1 protein-coding gene is annotated in these 18,515 nt (G+C 74.2%); it reads left to right on the forward strand.

All coding sequences use genetic code 11. The features are described 5' to 3' along the window. Nucleotides 1-13 precede the first annotated feature (13 nt). Nucleotides 14-18,514 (forward strand): type I polyketide synthase, encoded by an 18,501-nt coding sequence (locus FGW37_RS32680; RefSeq protein ID WP_179084381.1) that lies wholly within the window; start codon nucleotides 14-16, stop codon nucleotides 18,512-18,514. The last annotated feature ends 1 nt before the right edge of the window (nucleotide 18,515 follow it).

Consider the following 18,515-nt stretch of genomic DNA (forward strand, 5'->3'; position numbering starts at 1 on the left):
GAGGACGTAAAACATGTCGAACGACGACAAGCTCAGGGACTACCTCAAGCGCGTGATGGTGGACCTGCGCCACACCCGCAGGCAGTTGGGTGAGCTGGAGGCGAAGGACACCGAGCCCATCGCCATCGTCGGGATGGCCTGCCGCTACCCGGGCGGGGTCGGCTCGCCGGAGGACCTGTGGCAGCTGGTCGCCTCCGGCGGCGACGCCGTCTCGGAATTCCCTGCGGACCGTGGCTGGGACTTGGATGCGATCTACGACCCCGAGCCCGGGCGGACGGGCCGGACGTACGTGCGCGAGGGCGGATTCCTTTACGACGCTGCCGAGTTCGACCCCGCGTTCTTCGGGATCTCCCCCCGCGAGGCCCTGGTCATGGACCCGCAGCAGCGGCTGCTCCTGCAGACCTCCTGGGAGGCCTTCGAACGCGCGGGCATCGACCCCGCCACCGCCCGCGGCACCCGGGCCGGAGTGTTCGTCGGCACCAACGGCCAGGACCACGCCTACCTCCAGCGGCCGGGCGACAGCGACATGGAGGCGCACCTCGTCACCGCCAACACCGCCGCCGTGGTGTCCGGCCGCATCTCGTACGCCCTCGGTCTCGAAGGCCCGGCCGTCACCGTCGACACGGCGTGCTCGTCCTCGCTGGTGGCCCTCCACCTGGCCGCCCAGGCGCTGCGCCGGGGCGAGTGCTCGCTCGCCCTGGCGGGCGGCGCGACCGTGATGGCCACGCCGAACACGTTCCTCGCCTTCAGCGCGCAGCGCGGCCTGTCACCCGACGGCCGCTGCCGCGCGTTCTCCTCGACCGCCGACGGCACGGGCATGTCCGAAGGCGTCGGTGTGCTCCTGCTGGAGCGGCTGTCCGACGCCCGCCGGCTCGGTCACGACGTGCTTGCCGTCATCCGCGGCAGCGCCGTCAACCAGGACGGCGCCTCCAACGGCCTTACGGCCCCCAACGGCCCGTCGCAGGTGCGCGTGATCCAGCAGGCGCTGGAGAACGCGCGGCTGACCGCGTCCCAGGTCGACGCGGTCGAGGCGCACGGCACGGCCACCACCCTCGGTGACCCGATCGAGGCCGAGGCACTGCTCGCCACGTACGGCCAGGAGCACTCGGGCGATCAGCCGCTATGGCTGGGGTCCGTCAAGTCCAACCTCGGTCACACGCAGGCGGCGTCCGGCGTCGCCGGTGTGATCAAGATGGTGATGGCGATCCGCAACGGCGTGTTGCCGCAGACGCTGCACGTGGACGAGCCGACCTCGCAGGTCGACTGGTCGGCCGGCGGTGTCAAGCTGCTGACCGAGGCCGTTCGGTGGCCCGAGTCCGATCACCCGCGCCGGGCGGCGGTCTCGTCCTTCGGCGTCAGCGGCACCAACGCCCACACGATCATCGAACAGGCCCCGGCCCTCGAAGAGGAGCTCACAGAGGAGTCCGCCGCGGCCCCCGCCGCCGCCCGCTCGCTGCCGTGGGCGCTCTCGGCGAAGAGCGACGCGGCGCTGCGCGCCCAGGCGGAGCGCCTGGCGTCCTTCCTGGAGGGCGGCTCCTGGCAGTCGCCGGCCGACATCGGCTTCTCCCTCGCCACGACACGTTCCACCTGGGACCGGCGGGCGGTCGTCGTCGGCGAGAGCCTGGAGGAACTCACCGAAGGCGTACGGGCACTCGCGGCGGGCACCCCGTCCGCGTCCGTGGTGCAGGGGGCGTCCCGCCCCGGGGACAAGACCGGATTCCTGTTCTCCGGCCAGGGCTCGCAGCGGGCGGGCATGGGGCGCGAACTCTACGACGCCTTCCCGGCCTTCGCCGCGGCCTACGACGAGGTCCGCGCACACCTCGACGTCTCGCTCGACACCGGCGCGGAGCAGCTCGACCGGACCGGGTGCACGCAGCCTGCGCTGTTCGCTGTCGAAGTGGCGCTGTTCCGCCTCCTCGAATCCTGGGGGATCCGGCCGGACTACGTGGCCGGTCACTCGGTGGGTGAGATCGCTGCTGCGCACGTGGCGGGTGTGCTCTCTCTTGAGGATGCGGCGAAGCTGGTGTCGGCGCGGGCTGCGCTGATGCAGGCGCTGCCCTCGGGCGGCGCGATGGTGGCGGTCCAGGCCACCGAGGAGGAGATCCTGCCTCACCTGACCGACGGCGTCGGCATCGCGGCGATCAACGGCCCCCGGTCCGTGGTGATCTCCGGCGCCGAGGACGCGGTCACCGCGATCGCCGGGATCTTCACCGGTCAGGGGCGCAAGACGTCCCGCCTGAAGGTCAGTCACGCCTTCCACTCGCCCCTGATGGAGCCGATGCTGGACGACTTCGCCCAGGTCGTCCGGGGCCTGACCTACGACAAGCCGCAGATCCCTGTCGTCTCCAACCTCACCGGGTGCGTGGCCGAGTCGTACACGCCGGAGTACTGGGTCCGTCACGTCCGCGAGGCGGTCCGTTTCGCCGACGGCGTCCGGACCCTGCACGACCTGGGTGTGACGACGTTCGTGGAGATCGGCCCCGGCGGTGTCCTGAGCGGTATGGCGCAGGGCTGCCTGGATGAGGCCGTCACCGTGCCCGTCCTGCGCGCTGGCCGCCCCGAGCCGCAGGCCGTCGTCACCGCGCTCGCCGAGCTGCACGTGCACGGCGTCTCCCCGGACTGGCAGGCACTGTTCTCCGGCGCCCGGCGCGTCGACCTTCCGACCTACGCCTTCCAGCAGCAGCGCTACTGGCTGGACGTCCCCGAGGCCGAGGCGGCCGTCGTGGACGAGGCCGACGCCGAGTTCTGGGCGAGCGTAGAACGCGAGGACGCCCAGGCGCTCGCCGCCGCGCTGGGGCTGAGCACGGAAGAGCTGGACGTCGTGGTCCCCAGGCTGTCCGCCTGGCGGCGGCAGCGGCGCGAGCAGTCCCTTGCGGACGGCTGGCGCTACCGGCTGACCTGGCAGCCGCTGACCGGCCTGTCCGCCGGCGATCTCTCCGGCACCACCTGGCTGTTCGCCGCGCCCGAGGGCGACCAGTGGGCCGCGAGCGTTCGCGAGGCCCTTGCCGGACGCGGCGCGCACCTGATCCCGCTGACGATCGGTGCGGACGCCGACCGCGAGTCCCTGGCCGGTGAGCTGACCCGGGCCGCAGCCGCAAGCGGCTCGCTCGACGGCATCCTGTCGCTGCTCGCCACCGACGAGACCGCCTCGCCCGGGCACCCCGCGCTCTCCCAGGGCCTCGCCCGGACCGTGGCACTGGCCCAGGCGCTGGGTGACGCGGGCATCGACGCGCCGCTGTGGTGCGCCACCCGCGGCGCCGCGGCCACCGGCCGCTCGGACGACGCACCCCTCAGCGCGGTGCAGCACCAGGCGTGGGGCCTCGGCCGCGCCCTGGCCCTGGAGCACGCCCGGCGCTGGGGCGGCCTGATCGACCTGCCCACGGCCGTCGACGAGCGCGCTGCCGGCCGTATCGCCGCCGTGCTGAGCCAGGGCGCGGGCACAGTGGAGGACCAGGTCGCCGTGCGTGCGTCCGGCGTGTTCACCGCCCGGCTCACGCACGCCCGCAGCGACGCCGGCCGGCCGTGGTCGCCGCGCGGCACGGTGCTGATCACGGGTGGTACGGGTGCGCTGGGCGGGCACGTGGCCCGCTGGCTCGCCGGTGCGGGCGCCGAGCACCTGGTGCTGACCAGCCGCCGCGGCGCCGACGCCCCCGGCGCGGCCGCACTCCAGGCCGAACTGGAGGAGCTCGGAGCGCGCGTCACCCTCGCCGCGTGCGACGTGGCCGACCGCGACGCGGTGGCGGCACTGCTCGCCGAACACACCGTCACCTCCGTCTTCCACGCCGCCGGCGTCGAACAGTTCGCCCCCTTCGACGAGCTGACGGCGGCCGACTTCGCCCGCACGGTGGCGGCCAAGGCCGGCGGCGCCGCGCACCTGGACGAACTGCTGGGCGACCGGGAGCTGGACGCCTTCGTCCTCTTCTCCTCGATCGCCGGTGTGTGGGGCAGCGGGCTGCAGACCGCCTACGCGGCCGGCAACGCCTTCCTCGACGGGCTCGCCGCACGCCGCAGGGCCAGGGGCCTGACCGCCACCGCGATCGCCTGGGGCCCCTGGGCCGACGGCGGCATGGTCACCGACGCCGACGAGGAGCACCTGCGCCGCCGCGGCGTCGTCACCCTGCCCGCCGCACTCGCCGTGACCGCGGTCCAACGCGCCCTGGACTGCGACGACACCGCGGTCGTCGTGGCCGACATCGACTGGGAACGGTTCATCGGACCGTTCACCCTCGGCCGCCCGAGCGCACTGCTGTCCGAGCTGCCCGAGGTACGCCGCGCCGAGACGGCCTCGTCGTCGGCCGACGCGGACGCGGGTGCCGCACCCCTGGCGGCTCAGATCGCCGCACTGCCCGAAGCCCGTCGCACGGAGACCCTGATCGACCTGGTCCGCGCCCACGTCGCGGCCGTCCTGGGCCACTCCTCGGCCGCAGAGGTCGAGCCCGACCGGGCGTTCAAGGACCTCGGCTTCGACTCCCTCACCGCCGTCGAGCTCCGCAACAAGGTCAACACGGCGACCGGCCTCACCCTGCCGCCCACGCTCGTCTTCGACCACCCCAACGCCACGGCCCTCGCCCGCTTCCTCCAGAGCGAGCTGCTCGGCTCCCGGGCCGCCGCACTGCAGGAGCAGCAGCACGCGGCAGCCCCCGCCGACGACGACCCCATCGCCATCGTGGCGATGAGCTGCCACCTGCCCGGCGGCGTCGACTCGCCCGAGGCCCTGTGGGAACTGGTGGTATCCGGCCGCGACGCCATCGCGGAATTCCCCTCTAACCGCGGCTGGGACGTCGACGCACTCTACGACCCCGACCCCGACCGCCCCGGCACCACCTACGCGCGCGACGGCGGCTTCCTCTACGACGCCACCGACTTCGACGCCGGCTTCTTCGGCATCAGCCCCCGCGAGGCCCTGGCGATGGACCCGCAGCAGCGGCTGCTGCTGGAAACCTCGTGGGAGGCCTTCGAGCGGGCCGGCATCACGCCCGCACAGCTGCGCGGCAGCCGGACCGGCGTCTTCGTCGGCATGGCCTACCAGGGCTACGGAGCCGATGTGCGCCGGACTCCGGAAGGCGTCGAAGGACACCGGCTCGTCGGCGGCGCCTCCAGCGTCGTCTCCGGCCGGGTGGCCTACACCTTCGGCCTCGAAGGCCCCGCGGTCACCATCGACACGGCCTGCTCGTCGTCGCTCGTCGCCCTCCACCTGGCCGTCCAGTCGCTGCGGAGCGGCGAGTGCACCATGGCGCTGGCCGGCGGTGTGACGGTCATGGCCAGCCCGAACGTCTTCGTGGAGTTCAGCCGCCAGCGCGGGCTGTCGCCCGACGGCCGCTGCAGGGCGTTCGGCGCGGGCGCGGACGGCACCGGCTGGTCCGAGGGCGCGGGCGTGGTGCTCGTCGAGCGCCTCTCCGACGCCGTGCGCAACGGCCACGAGATCCTCGCGGTGGTGCGCGGAAGCGCCGTGAACCAGGACGGCGCGTCGAACGGTCTGACCGCCCCGAACGGCCCGGCGCAGCAGCGCGTCATCCGGCAGGCGCTGACTTCCGCCGGGCTCGCGCCGGGTGACGTCGACGCCGTGGAGGCCCACGGGACGGGCACGACACTGGGTGACCCGATCGAGGCTCAGGCGCTGCTGGCGACGTACGGTCAGGAGCGGGCGGGGGAGGACCGGCCGCTGTGGCTCGGGTCGCTGAAGTCGAACATCGGTCACACGCAGGCGGCGGCAGGCGTGGCCGGTGTGATCAAGATGGTCATGGCCATGCGCCACGGCGTCCTCCCGCGGACGCTGCACGCGGAGGAGCCGACGCCGCACGTGGACTGGTCGGCGGGTGACGTACGGCTGCTGACCGAGGCCGTCGACTGGCCGGAGTCGGACCGCCCGCGCCGAGCAGCCGTGTCGTCCTTCGGCGTCAGCGGCACCAACGCCCACACGATCATCGAGCAGGCCCCTGCGATGGCGGAACTGCCCTCCGCCCCCGACTCCGGCGCGGCCGTGCCCTGGGTGCTCTCCGGCAAGGGCGAGGCTGCGCTGCGCGCACAGGCGGCCCGGCTGGCCGGCCACCTCGACGCGACGGACGGCTGGACGGCGGCCGACGTCGGCCTCTCCCTCGCCTCCCGCGAGACGTTCGCGAACCGCGCGGTGCTCCTGGGCCAGGGCCCGGACGAGCTCCGGCAGGCACTCGCCGCCCTCGCCACCGGCGAACCGGGGGCGAACGTGACGCTGGGGCACGCCCGGTCCGAGGGCAAGGTCGGCTTCCTCTTCTCCGGTCAGGGGTCGCAGCGCCTCGGCATGGGGCGTGAGCTGTACGAGGCGTTCCCGGTGTTCGCCGATGCGTACGACGAGGTGTGTGCGCGTCTGGATGCTCCGGTGGATGTTGGTGCGGAAACGCTTCATCAGACGGGGTCGGCGCAGCCTGCGCTGTTCGCTGTGGAGGTGGCGCTGTTCCGGCTGCTGGAGTCGTGGGGGATCCGGCCGGATTACGTGGCCGGGCACTCGGTGGGCGAGATCGCGGCTGCGCATGTGGCCGGGGTGCTGTCGCTCGACGACGCGGCGAAGCTGGTTTCCGCCCGCGCTGCACTCATGCAGGCCCTGCCTGCCGGCGGGGCGATGGTGGCGGTCCAGGCCACCGAGGACGAGGTGCTGCCGCATCTGACTGACGGGGGCGGTATCGCGGCGGTCAACGGTCCGCAGTCCGTGGTGATCTCCGGTGCCGAGGACGCGGTCGCCGCGATCGCCGCGCTGTTCGCCGAGCAGGGCCGTAAGACGTCCCGGCTGAAGGTCAGCCACGCCTTCCATTCGCCGCTGATGGACCCGATGCTGGACGACTTCGCCCAGGTCGTCCGGGGCCTGACCTACAACGAGCCGCGGATCCCGGTGGTCTCCAACCTCACCGGCGGTCTCGCCGAGTCGTACACGCCGGAGTACTGGGTCCGTCACGTCCGCGAGGCGGTCCGCTTCGCCGACGGCATCCGTACCCTCGGCGACCTGGGCGTCACCACCTTCGTCGAGATCGGCCCGGGCGGCGTCCTCACCGCCCTGACGCAGGCCTGCGCGGACGATGTCGTCGCCGTGCCCGCCCTGCGCACCGACCGCCCCGAGCAGCAGGCCGTCACCGCCGCGCTCGCCGAACTGCACGTGCACGGCGTCTCCCCGGACTGGCAGACGCTCTTCCCCGGCGCTCACCGCATCCCCCTGCCCACCTACGCCTTCCAGCGAGAGCGCTTCTGGCTGGAAGGGGACGAGGAGGACCCGGCCGCCACCGGCAACCCGGCCGACGCGGCGGCGGACTCCGGTTTCTGGGACACCGTGGAGCGCGAGGACGCCGAGTCCCTCGCCGCGACCCTGGGCGTCGGCGCGGACGCGTCGCTGAGTGCGATCCTGCCCAGGCTGTCCGCGTGGCGCCGTCAGCGCCGCGAGCAGTCCGTGGTCGACGGCTGGCGCTACCACGTCACCTGGAAGCCCCTCGGCGCGCTCCCGGAGCCGAGCGTGTCCGGGACCTGGCTGCTCGCCGTGGCCGGGGAGAGCGAGTGGACCGCCTCGGTCCGCTCCGCGCTCGCCGAGCGCGGCCTGGACCTGACGACGCTCGTCGCCGGGCCCGGCACCGACCGCGAGACCCTGGCCCGTGAGCTGGCCGGAGTCGGCCCGGTGGCCGGCGTGCTGTCGCTGCTCGCCGAGGACGAGAGCGCCTCGGCCGGGCACCCCGGCCTGTCGCACGGCCTCGCCGCGACCCTCTGCCTGGTGCAGGCGCTCGGCGACGCGGGCATCGACGCGCCGCTGTGGTGCGCCACGCGCGCCGCGGTGGCCACCGGCCGCTCCGACCGCGTGGACCGGCCGCTGCAGTCGCAGGTGTGGGGCTTCGGCCGGGCGGCGGCGCTGGAGTACCCGCAGCGCTGGGGCGGCCTGATCGACCTCCCCGAGCTGCTGGACGCCCGCACCGCGGCCCGTGTCGTCGCCGTCCTCGGTCAGGCGGCCGAGGACCAGGTGGCGGTCCGCGCCTCGGGCGTCTTCGGACGGCGGCTCGTCCGGGCCGGCCGCTCCGCCACCCCCGCCGAGGGGTGGTCGCCGCGCGGCACCGTGCTGATCACCGGTGGTACGGGTGCGCTGGGCGGGCACGTCGCTCGATGGCTCGCCGGTGCCGGTGCCGAGCATCTGGTGCTGACCAGCCGCCGCGGCCCCGACGCGCCCGGCGCCGCCGCACTCGTCGCGGAGCTGGAGGCGCTCGGCGTGAGCGCGACCATCGTGGCCTGCGACGCCGCCGACCGCGACGCCCTGCGGGCGCTGCTGGCCCGGCACCCCGTCAACGCCGTCGTCCACGCCGCAGGCGTCGGCGACCACGCCATGATCGAGGACTCCGGCCCGGCCGCCTTCGCCGCCACGGTGGCGGCCAAGGCGGCGGGCGCCGCGCACCTGGACGACCTGCTGGCCGGTCAGGATCTCGACGCGTTCGTCCTGTTCTCCTCGGGCGCCGGCATCTGGGGCGGCGCCGGCCAGGGCGCCTACGCCGCGGCCAACGCCTACCTGGACGCCCTCGCCGAGCACCGGCGGGCGCGCGGGCGCACCGCGCTCGCCGTCTCCTGGGGCGGCTGGGCCGAGGGCGGCATGGCCGGCGTCGGCGACGGAGAGGAGATGCTGCGCCGCCGCGGCCTGCCGCCCATGCGGCCCGCCCTCGCGATCTCCGCGCTCCAGCAGGCGCTCGCCGACGGCGAGACCACCCTGACCGTCGCGGACTTCGAGTGGGAGCGGTTCATCGGCCCGTTCACCGTCGCCCGCCCCAGCGCCCTGCTCTCCGACGTGCCCGAGGCCCGCCGCGCCCTGGAGGCCCCGGCCTCCGGCGGTGCCGAGGCCGGCAACGCGCTCGCCGTGAAGCTGGCCGGGCTGCCGGCGGGCGAGCAGGACCGCACGCTGGTGGACCTCGTCCGCACGCACGCCGCCGCCGTGCTCGGCCACGACGGCGCCGCGGCGGTGGAGCCCGGCCGGGCGTTCAACGACCTCGGCTTCGACTCGCTCACCGCCGTCGACCTGCGCAACAAGCTCACGGCCGACACCGGCCTGAAGCTGCCCACCACGCTGGTCTTCGACTACCCGAACGCCACGGCCCTGGCCCGGTTCCTGCGCGCCGGACTGCTCGGCGCGCAGACCCCCGCGCCGCAGGAGCAGTACACGGCCGCCGACGACAACGAGCCCATCGCCATCGTGGCCATGAGCTGCCGCCTCCCCGGCGGCGTCGGCTCGCCCGAGGACCTGTGGCGGCTCGTGATGTCCGGCGGCGACGCCATCTCCGGCTTCCCCGAGGACCGCGGCTGGGACGTCGACGGCCTCTACGACCCCGACCCGGGCACCCCGGGCAAGACCTACGCGCGCGACGGCGGCTTCCTCTACGACGCGGGCGACTTCGACGCCGCCCTGTTCGGGATCTCGCCGCGCGAGGCCCTCGCGATGGACCCGCAGCAGCGCCTGCTGCTGGAGGCCTCGTGGGAGGCCTTCGAGCGGGCGGGCATCGACCCGGCCTCCCTGAAGGGCAGCCGCACCGGCGTGTTCGTCGGCATGTCCTACCAGGGTTACGGCGCAGGTCTGCCGCAAGTCCCCGAGGGCGTCGAGGGCCACCTGCTCACCGGCAGCGCCGCGAGCGTCGTCTCCGGGCGCGTGGCCTACTCGTTCGGCCTGGAAGGCCCGGCCGTCACTGTCGACACGGCGTGCTCGTCGTCGCTGGTCGCCCTGCACCTGGCCATCCAGTCGCTGCGCAACGGCGAGAGCACGATGGCCGTCGCGGGCGGTGTGAACGTCATGGCCGTACCGGCCGCGTTCGTGGAGTTCAGCCGGCAGCGCGGACTGTCCGCCGACGGCCGCTGCAAGGCGTTCGGCGCCGGAGCGGACGGCACCGGCTGGGCGGAGGGCGTGGGCGTGGTGCTCGTCGAGCGCCTTTCCGACGCCGTGCGCAACGGCCACGAGGTTCTCGCGGTCGTGCGGGGCAGCGCGGTCAACCAGGACGGTGCGTCGAACGGTCTGACCGCCCCGAACGGGCCCGCGCAGCAGCGCGTCATCCGGCAGGCCCTGGCCTCCGCCGGGCTGACCGAGGCCGACGTCGACGCGGTGGAGGCCCATGGCACGGGCACCGCGCTCGGCGATCCGATCGAGGCGCAGGCGCTGCTCGCGACGTACGGTCAGGAGCGGGCGGAGGGGCAGCCGCTGTGGCTGGGATCGCTGAAGTCCAACATCGGCCACGCCCAGGCGGCGTCCGGCGTCGCCGGCGTCATCAAGATGGTGATGGCGATGCGGCACGGCGTCCTTCCGCGGACGCTGCACGCTGACGAGCCCACCCCGCACGTCGACTGGTCGGCGGGCGCGATGCGGCTGCTGACCGAAGCCGTCGACTGGCCGGAGACGGACCGTCCGCGCCGCGCGGGCATCTCCTCCTTCGGCGTCAGCGGCACCAACGCGCACACGATCATCGAGCAGGCCCCGGCGGCCGCACCGGCCGCCGTCGCACCGGTCGAGGTCGCCTCGGCCACCGTGCCGTGGGTCCTGTCCGGCAAGTCCGAGGCCGCCCTGCGCGCCCAGGCCGAGCGCCTGCTCGCCCTCACCGCGGAAGGCGCCGAGCCGTCCCTGGCCGACGTGGGCTTCTCGCTGGCCACCACCCGGGCCGCCCTGGAGCACCGCGCCGCCGTGGTCGGTGCCGGCCGCGGCCGGATCGCCGACGGCCTGCGGGCCCTGACGTCGGGCGCACCCGCTCCCGGTGTCCTCCTCGGCCGCGCCGACGCCCGCCAGGTCGCGTTCCTCTTCTCCGGGCAGGGCTCGCAGCGGCCCGGCATGGGGCGGGAGCTGTACGAGGCGTTCCCCGTCTTCGCTGAGGCGTACGACCAGGTGTGCGCCCACCTCGACCGGCATCTGGACCGCCCCCTGCGGGACGTGGTCTTCGGCACGGACGGTCACGAGGACGGCGACGAGCTGCACCGCACCTCCTTCACCCAGCCCGCGCTCTTCGCGCACGAGGTCGCCGTCCACCGCCTGCTGGAGTCGTGGGGCGTCCGGCCGGACTATCTGGCCGGTCACTCCGTCGGCGAGATCACGGCCGCGCACGTGGCCGGGGTCCTGACCCTGGAGGACGCGGCCACGCTGGTCACGGCCCGTGCCGCGCTGATGCAGGCGCTGCCGACCGGCGGGGCGATGGTCGCCGTGCAGGCAACCGAGGACGAGATCCTGCCGCACCTCACCGACCGGGTGAGCATCGCGGCCGTCAACGGGCCGCAGGCGGCGGTGGTCTCCGGCGACGAGGACGCCGTGACGGCCGTCGCGGACGCCTTCGCCCGGCAGGGCCGCAAGACCTCCCGGCTCACCGTGAGCCACGCGTTCCACTCGCCGCTGATGGAGCCCATGCTGGAGGACTTCGCCCGCGTGGCCGGCAGGCTCCGCTTCGAGAAGCCCGCGATCCCGGTCGTCTCCAACCTCACCGGAGAGCTCATCGAGGCGTACACGGCGGACTACTGGGTCCGGCATGTCCGCGAGGCCGTGCGCTTCGCCGACGGCATCCGGACCCTGGGCGAGCTGGGCGTGACCACGTTCGTCGAGGCCGGTCCCGGCGGGGTGCTGAGCGCCATGGCCCAGGGCTGCCTGGACGGCGCGGTCACCGTCCCCGCCCTGCGGCCCGGTGCCCCCGAGCCCGAGGCGATCACCGCTGCCGTCGCACAGCTCCACGTGCACGGCGTACCCGTCGACTGGCGTGCGTTCTTCGCCGGCCGCGGCGCCCGGCGCGCGGACCTGCCGACCTACGCCTTCCAGCACCAGCGGTACTGGCTGGAGACCGCTGCGCCCACCGCCGCCGTCGCGGGCGCCGACGCCGTGGAGGCGGGTTTCTGGGAGACGGTGGAGCGCGAGGACGCCCAGTCCCTCGCCGCCACCCTCGACCTGCCCGCCGAACACCTGGACGCGGTGCTGCCCCGGCTGTCCGCCTGGCGCCGGCAACAGCGCCGGGAGTCGCTGGTGGAAGGCTGGTCCTACCGCGCGGGCTGGAAGCCGCTGAGCGGCCTCCGGACACACGAACTGCCGGGCGACTGGCTGTTCCTGGTCGCCGAGGACACCGAGGACACCGAGTACGACGAGGGCATCAAGGACACCAAGGGCACCGAGTGGGCCACCGCCGTCGCCGACGGGCTCACGGCCCGCGGGGCCCGGCTCATACGGGTCGCGGTCGACCCCGCCGGCGACCGCGGCACACTGGCCCGGCAGCTCGGCGAAGCCGTCCGGGAGACCCCGGTCCACGGCGTGATCTCCCTGCTCGGCACCGACGAGAGGCCCCACCCCGAGCACCCGGCCCTCTCCGTCGGCACCGCGCTGACCCTCTCCCTCGTCCAGGCCCTGGGCGACGCGGACATCGACGCCCCGCTGTGGACGCTGACCAGGTCGGCGATGTCCACCGGCCGTTCGGACGCCGTGCCGGGCGCCGCCCAGAACGCCGTCTGGGGCCTCGGCCGGGTGGCGGCGCTGGAGCACGCGCAGCGCTGGGGCGGTCTGGTCGACCTCCCGGCCACGGTCGACGACCGGGTCGCCGTGCGGCTCGCCGCGGTGCTCGGTCAGTCGGCCGAGGACCAGGTCGCGATCCGCGACCGCGGCGTGTTCGGCCGCAGGCTCTCCCACGCGCCCACCCGCCGCAACGCCCGGTCCGGGCAGCGGTGGTCGCCGCGCGGCACGGTGCTGATCACGGGTGGTACGGGTGCGCTGGGCGGGCACGTGGCCCGCTGGCTGGCGAGTGCAGGTGCGGAGCACCTGGTGCTCACCAGCCGCCGCGGCCCTGACGCACCCGGCGTTGCCGGACTCGTCGGGGAACTGGAGGCGGCCGGTGTTCGCGTGAGCGTCGCCGCGTGTGACGTGGCCGACCGCGAGGCGCTGGCCGCGCTGCTCGCCGAGCACCCGGTCAACGCCGTCGTCCACACGGCCGGCGTGGACCACCTGGAGCCGCTCGACGCCATGACGCCGGGCTCGTTCGCCGACGTGCTCTCCGCGAAGGCAGCCGGCGCCCTCCACCTCGACGCGCTGCTCGCAGGTCAGGAACTCGACGCCTTCGTCCTGTTCTCCTCCATCGCCGGCGTGTGGGGCAGCGGCCACCAGGCCGCCTACGCGGCGGCCAACGCCCTGCTCGACGGGCTCGCCGAACGACGGCGCGCCCAGGGCCTGCCCGCGACCGCCGTGGCCTGGGGTCCGTGGGCCGGCGGCGGCATGGCCGACGGTGACGGCGCGGACGAACGACTGCGCCGCCGCGGCCTGGTCCCGATGCCCGCCGCGCTCGCCGTGGGCGCTCTCCGGCAGGCGCTGGACTCCGGCGAGACGACCCTGACCGTCGCCGACGTCGACTGGGAACGGTTCCTCCCCCCGTTCACCATGGGCCGCCCGAGCGCACTGCTCGGCGACCTCCCGGAGAACGAGCGGATCCTGACCGCGGACAGCCCCGGCGGCGAGCCCGGCACGGCCGCCGCCTCGCCGCTGGCCGACCAGCTCGCCCGGATGACCGGGGCCGAGCAGCACATGCTGCTGGTCGACCTCGTCCGTACGCACGCGGCGGCCGTACTCGGCCACGGCGGCGCCGCCGAGGTCGAGGCCGACCGGGCCTTCAAGGATCTCGGCTTCGACTCCCTGACCGCCGTCGAACTGCGGAACAAGCTCAACGCCGAAACCGGCCTCGCCCTGCCGCCCACCCTGGTCTTCGACTACCCCAACGCCCAGGCACTCGCCCGGCAGCTGCACACCGAGATCACCGGCAGCATCACCACGGCCACGCCGGAGACGACCACCGCGCCGGCGGAGGACGACGATCCCGTCGCGATCGTCGGGATGGCGTGCCGGTACCCCGGTGGGGTGCGTTCGCCGGAGGATTTGTGGGACCTGGTGGTCTCGGGTGGTGACGCGGTCGGGGAGTTCCCGGCGGACCGCGGGTGGGATGTGGAGGGGATCTACGACCCGGATCCGGAGGCGTCGGGGAAGACGTATACGCGGCGTGGTGGATTCCTGTACGAGGCGGGGGAGTTCGATCCGGCCTTCTTCGGGATCTCGCCGCGTGAGGCCGTGGCGATGGATCCGCAGCAGCGGTTGCTGCTGGAGACGACGTGGGAGACGTTCGAGCGGGCGGGTATCGACGCGGAGTCGGTGCGGGGGAGCCGTACCGGAGTCTTCGTCGGCTCCGGCTACCAGGACTACGCCGCCCAGGCGTTCAACGCGATCGACGACTCCGAAGGCTTCTTCGGCACGGGCAACTCCGCGAGCATCATGTCCGGCCGCATCGCCTACACCCTCGGCTTCGAGGGCCCCGCGGTCACCGTCGACACGGCGTGCTCGTCGTCGCTCGTCGCCCTGCACTGGGCGACCCAGGCGCTGCGCAATGGGGAGTGCTCCATGGCGCTGGCCGGCGGCGTGATGGTCATGTCCACCCCGAGGGCCTTCGTGGAGTTCAGTCGCCAGCGGGGGCTGGCGGCGGACGGGCGGTGCAAGGCGTTCGGCGCCGGTGCCGACGGCACCGGCTGGGCCGAAGGCGTGGGCATGCTCCTGGTGGAGCGGCTGTCCGACGCCCGCCGCAACGGGCACAAGGTGCTCGCAGTGGTCCGTGGCAGCGCCGTCAACCAGGACGGCGCATCCAACGGCCTGACCGCCCCGAACGGGCCTGCGCAGCAGCGCGTCATCCGCCAGGCCCTCACCGCCGCAGGCCTCACCGCCGCCGGCATCGACGCGGTGGAAGCGCACGGCACGGGGACGACGCTCGGTGACCCGATCGAGGCGCAGGCGCTGCTCGCGACGTACGGTCAGGAGCGGGCGGAGGGGCAGCCGTTGTGGCTGGGCTCGCTGAAGTCCAACATCGGCCACGCCCAGGCCGCTGCCGGTGTCGGCGGCATCATCAAGATGGTCATGGCGATGCAGCATGGAGTCCTCCCGCGGACGCTGCACGCGGAGGAGCCGACGCCGCACGTGGACTGGTCGGCGGGTGACGTCCGGCTGCTGACCGAGGCCGTCGAGTGGCCGGAGACGGACCACCCGCGCCGCGCCGCCGTGTCGTCCTTCGGCGTCAGCGGCACCAACGCCCACACCATCATCGAACAGGCCCCGCCGGCCCCGGCCGAGGAGAAGACCACGGCCGCACCGGCCCCGGCGATCCCGCTCCCGTGGGTGCTCTCCGCCAAGAGCAGCGCAGCGCTGCGCGATCAGGCGCGACGGCTGCTGGCCTTCGTGAAGGACGGCATGTCACCGGCCGATGTCGGCTTCTCGCTGGCCACCACCCGCAGCGCCCTGCGCCACAGGGCCGCGGTCATCGGCGAGACCTGTGACGACTTCCGCCGCGGACTGGGCTACCTGGCCGCCGGAATGCCGTCGCCCGGAGTCGTCCAGGGCCGGCCGGGAGGCAAGGCCGGGTTCCTGTTCTCGGGTCAGGGTTCGCAGCGGCTGGGGATGGGGCGTGAGCTGTACGAGGCGTTCCCGGTGTTCGCCGAAGCGTACGACGAGGTGTGCGCACGCCTGGATGCTCCGGTCGACGTCGATGCGGAAACGCTTCACCGGACCGGGTGCACCCAGCCCGCTCTCTTCGCCGTCGAGGTGGCGCTGTTCCGTCTCCTGGAGTCGTGGGGCGTCCGGCCCGACTACGTGGCCGGTCACTCGGTAGGCGAGATCGCGGCCGCGCACGTGGCCGGGGTGCTGTCGCTCGACGACGCGGCGAAGCTGGTCTCCGCCCGTGCCGCGCTCATGCAGGCGTTGCCCGGCGGCGGGGCGATGGTGGCGGTGCAGGCGACCGAGGACGAGGTGCTGCCGCATCTGACCGACGGGGTCGGTATCGCGGCGGTCAACGGTCCGCGGTCCGTCGTGATCTCCGGAGCCGAGGCTGCCGTGCTGGAGATCGCCGAGGCCTTCGCGCAACAGGGGTGCAAGACCTCCCGCCTGAAGGTCAGCCATGCCTTCCACTCGCCGCTGATGGACCCGATGCTGGACGACTTCGCCGAGGTCGTCCGGGGCCTGACCTACAACGAGCCGCGGATTCCGGTGGTCTCCAACCTCACCGGCCGCCTGGCCGAGTCGTACACGCCGGAGTACTGGGTCCGTCACGTCCGCGAGGCCGTCCGTTTCGCCGACGGCATCCGTACCCTCCACGACCTGGGCGTGACGGCGTTCGTCGAGATCGGCCCCGGCGGGGTCCTGAGCGGCATGGCGCAGACCTGCCTGGACGAGGCCGTCACCGTGCCCGTCCTGCGCGCCGACCGCCCCGAGCGGCAGGCCCTCGTCACGGCCCTGGCTCACCTGCACACGCACGGCGTCCCTGTGGACTGGAGCGCCTTCTTCTCCGGCGCGCGGAAGGCCGACCTGCCGACGTACGCGTTCCAGCACGAGCGGTACTGGCTGGACGCACGGGAAGCCGCTCCGGCCGCCGCGGCGTCGGTGGACCCGGTGGACGCGGAGTTCTGGGAGACCGTGGAGCGCGAGGACCTGCAGGCCCTCGCCGGCACCCTCGACGTCCGTGCCGAGGACGCGTTCAGCGACGTCCTGCCGAGGCTGTCGTCGTGGCGGCGGCAGCGCAAGGAGCAGTCCACCACGGACGGCTGGCGCTACGGCGTCACCTGGAAAGGGTTCCCCGACCCCGCCCCGGAGAGCACGGCCCGGCACGGTATATGGCTGGTTCCGGTCGGCGCTGCTCAACTCGGCGACCACTGGGTCACCGCCTGCCTGCGCGGACTGACCGAGCGCGGCCTGGCTCCGCTGCCGGTCCCGGTCGAGCCGGCCACCGGCCGTGAGGCCCTGGCCGTCCAGCTCGCAGCGGCGGCCGGTGACGAGACCGTGGCGGGCGTCCTGTCGCTGCTCGCCGCCGACGGCTCGCCCGCCCCGGCGTCCGCCGCACTGACCACCGGCGTCGCACTGTCCGTCCTGCTCGTCCAGGCGCTGGGCGACGCGGGCATCGGCGCTCCGCTGTGGTGCGCCACCCGGAACGCAGTGGGTGTGAGCCCGGGCGACGAGGTGGCGGACCCCTTCCAGTCCCAGGTCTGGGGCCTGGGCCGGGTCGTCGCGCTGGAGCACGCGCAGCGCTGGGGCGGTCTGGTCGACCTCCCGGCCACGGTCGACGACCGGGTCGCCGGGCGGCTCGCCGCGGTGCTCGGTCAGTCGGCCGAGGACCAGGTCGCGATCCGCGACCGCGGGGTCTTCGGACGGCGCCTGTCGCGTCTGCCCGCGGCCCGGAGCGGCCGTTCGTGGTCGCCGCGCGGCACGGTGCTGATCACGGGTGGTACGGGTGCGCTGGGCGGGCACGTGGCCCGCTGGCTGGCGGGTGCCGGTGCGGAGCACCTGGTGCTCACCAGCCGCCGGGGCATTGATGCGCCCGGCGCGGCCGGACTCGTCGGGGAACTGGAGGCGGCCGGTGTTCGCGTGAGCGTCGCCGCGTGTGACGTGGCCGACCGTGAGGCGCTGGCCGCGTTGCTCGCCGAGCACCCGGTCAACGCCGTCGTCCACACGGCCGGCACCGCCGAGGCGGGCATGCTCGCCGAGACGAACCTCGACGACTTCGCGGCGACGGTCGCGGCGAAGGCCCTCGGGGCCGTGCACCTCCACGAACTGCTCGGGGACCGGGAACTGGACGCCTTCGTCCTCTTCTCCTCCATCTCCGGTGTATGGGGAGGCGGCGGGCAGGCCGCGTACTCGGCCGCGAACGCCTTCCTCGACGGCCTGGCGCAGCACCGTCGGGCCCGGGGCCTCGCCGCCACCGCGATCGCCTGGGGGCCGTGGGGCGAGGGCGGCATGGTCGCCGACGCCGGGGACGAGGAACGGCTGCGGCAGCGCGGCCTGACCGTGCTGCGGCCGGACCGGGCGATCCGCGCGCTGCACGGTGCGCTGAGCGGCGGGGACGGCGCGGTCACCGTGGCGGACGTGGACTGGGAGCGGTTCGTCGTCCCGTTCACCGTCAGCAGGCCGAGCGCGCTGCTGAGCGACCTGCCCGAGGTCAAGGGCGCCTTGGCCGAAGAGCCGGCCGAGCAGGCCGCGGAGCCGTCCGCGCTGAGGGAGAAGCTGTCCGCACTGTCCGAGGGCGAGCAGCAACGCCTGCTCGTGGACACGGTGTGCGCGCACGCGGCGGCCGTCCTGGGCCACGGCGGAGCCGCGGCGGTGGAACCGGACCTTGCGTTCCGGGACCTCGGCTTCGACTCCTTGACCGCGGTGGAGCTGCGCAACCTGCTCACCGCCGACACCGGCCTGACCCTGCCCGCGACGCTGGTCTTCGACCACCCGACGCCCGAGGCGATCGCGCGGTACCTGCGCAGCGAACTCGCCGGCGAGGCGGGCCCGGCCGAGGTGTCGGTCTTCACCGAGCTGGACCGGCTGGAGTCGGTGATCGCGACGGTCGCCTCCACCGAGGAGACGGTCCGGTCGGGGGTGCGCAGGCGGCTGCAGGAACTGCTGTCGCAGGTGAACTCCGCCGGCGGGCAAGGGGTGGGAACCGCTGCCGCCGAGCGGCAGCTCCAGGACGCGACGGTCGACGACATCTTCGATCTGATCGATCAAGATCTAGAAAATTCCTAGT

Origin of the sequence: Streptomyces rectiverticillatus (assembly GCF_013394065.1) — a bacterium.
Lineage (GTDB): Bacteria > Actinomycetota > Actinomycetes > Streptomycetales > Streptomycetaceae > Streptomyces > Streptomyces rectiverticillatus.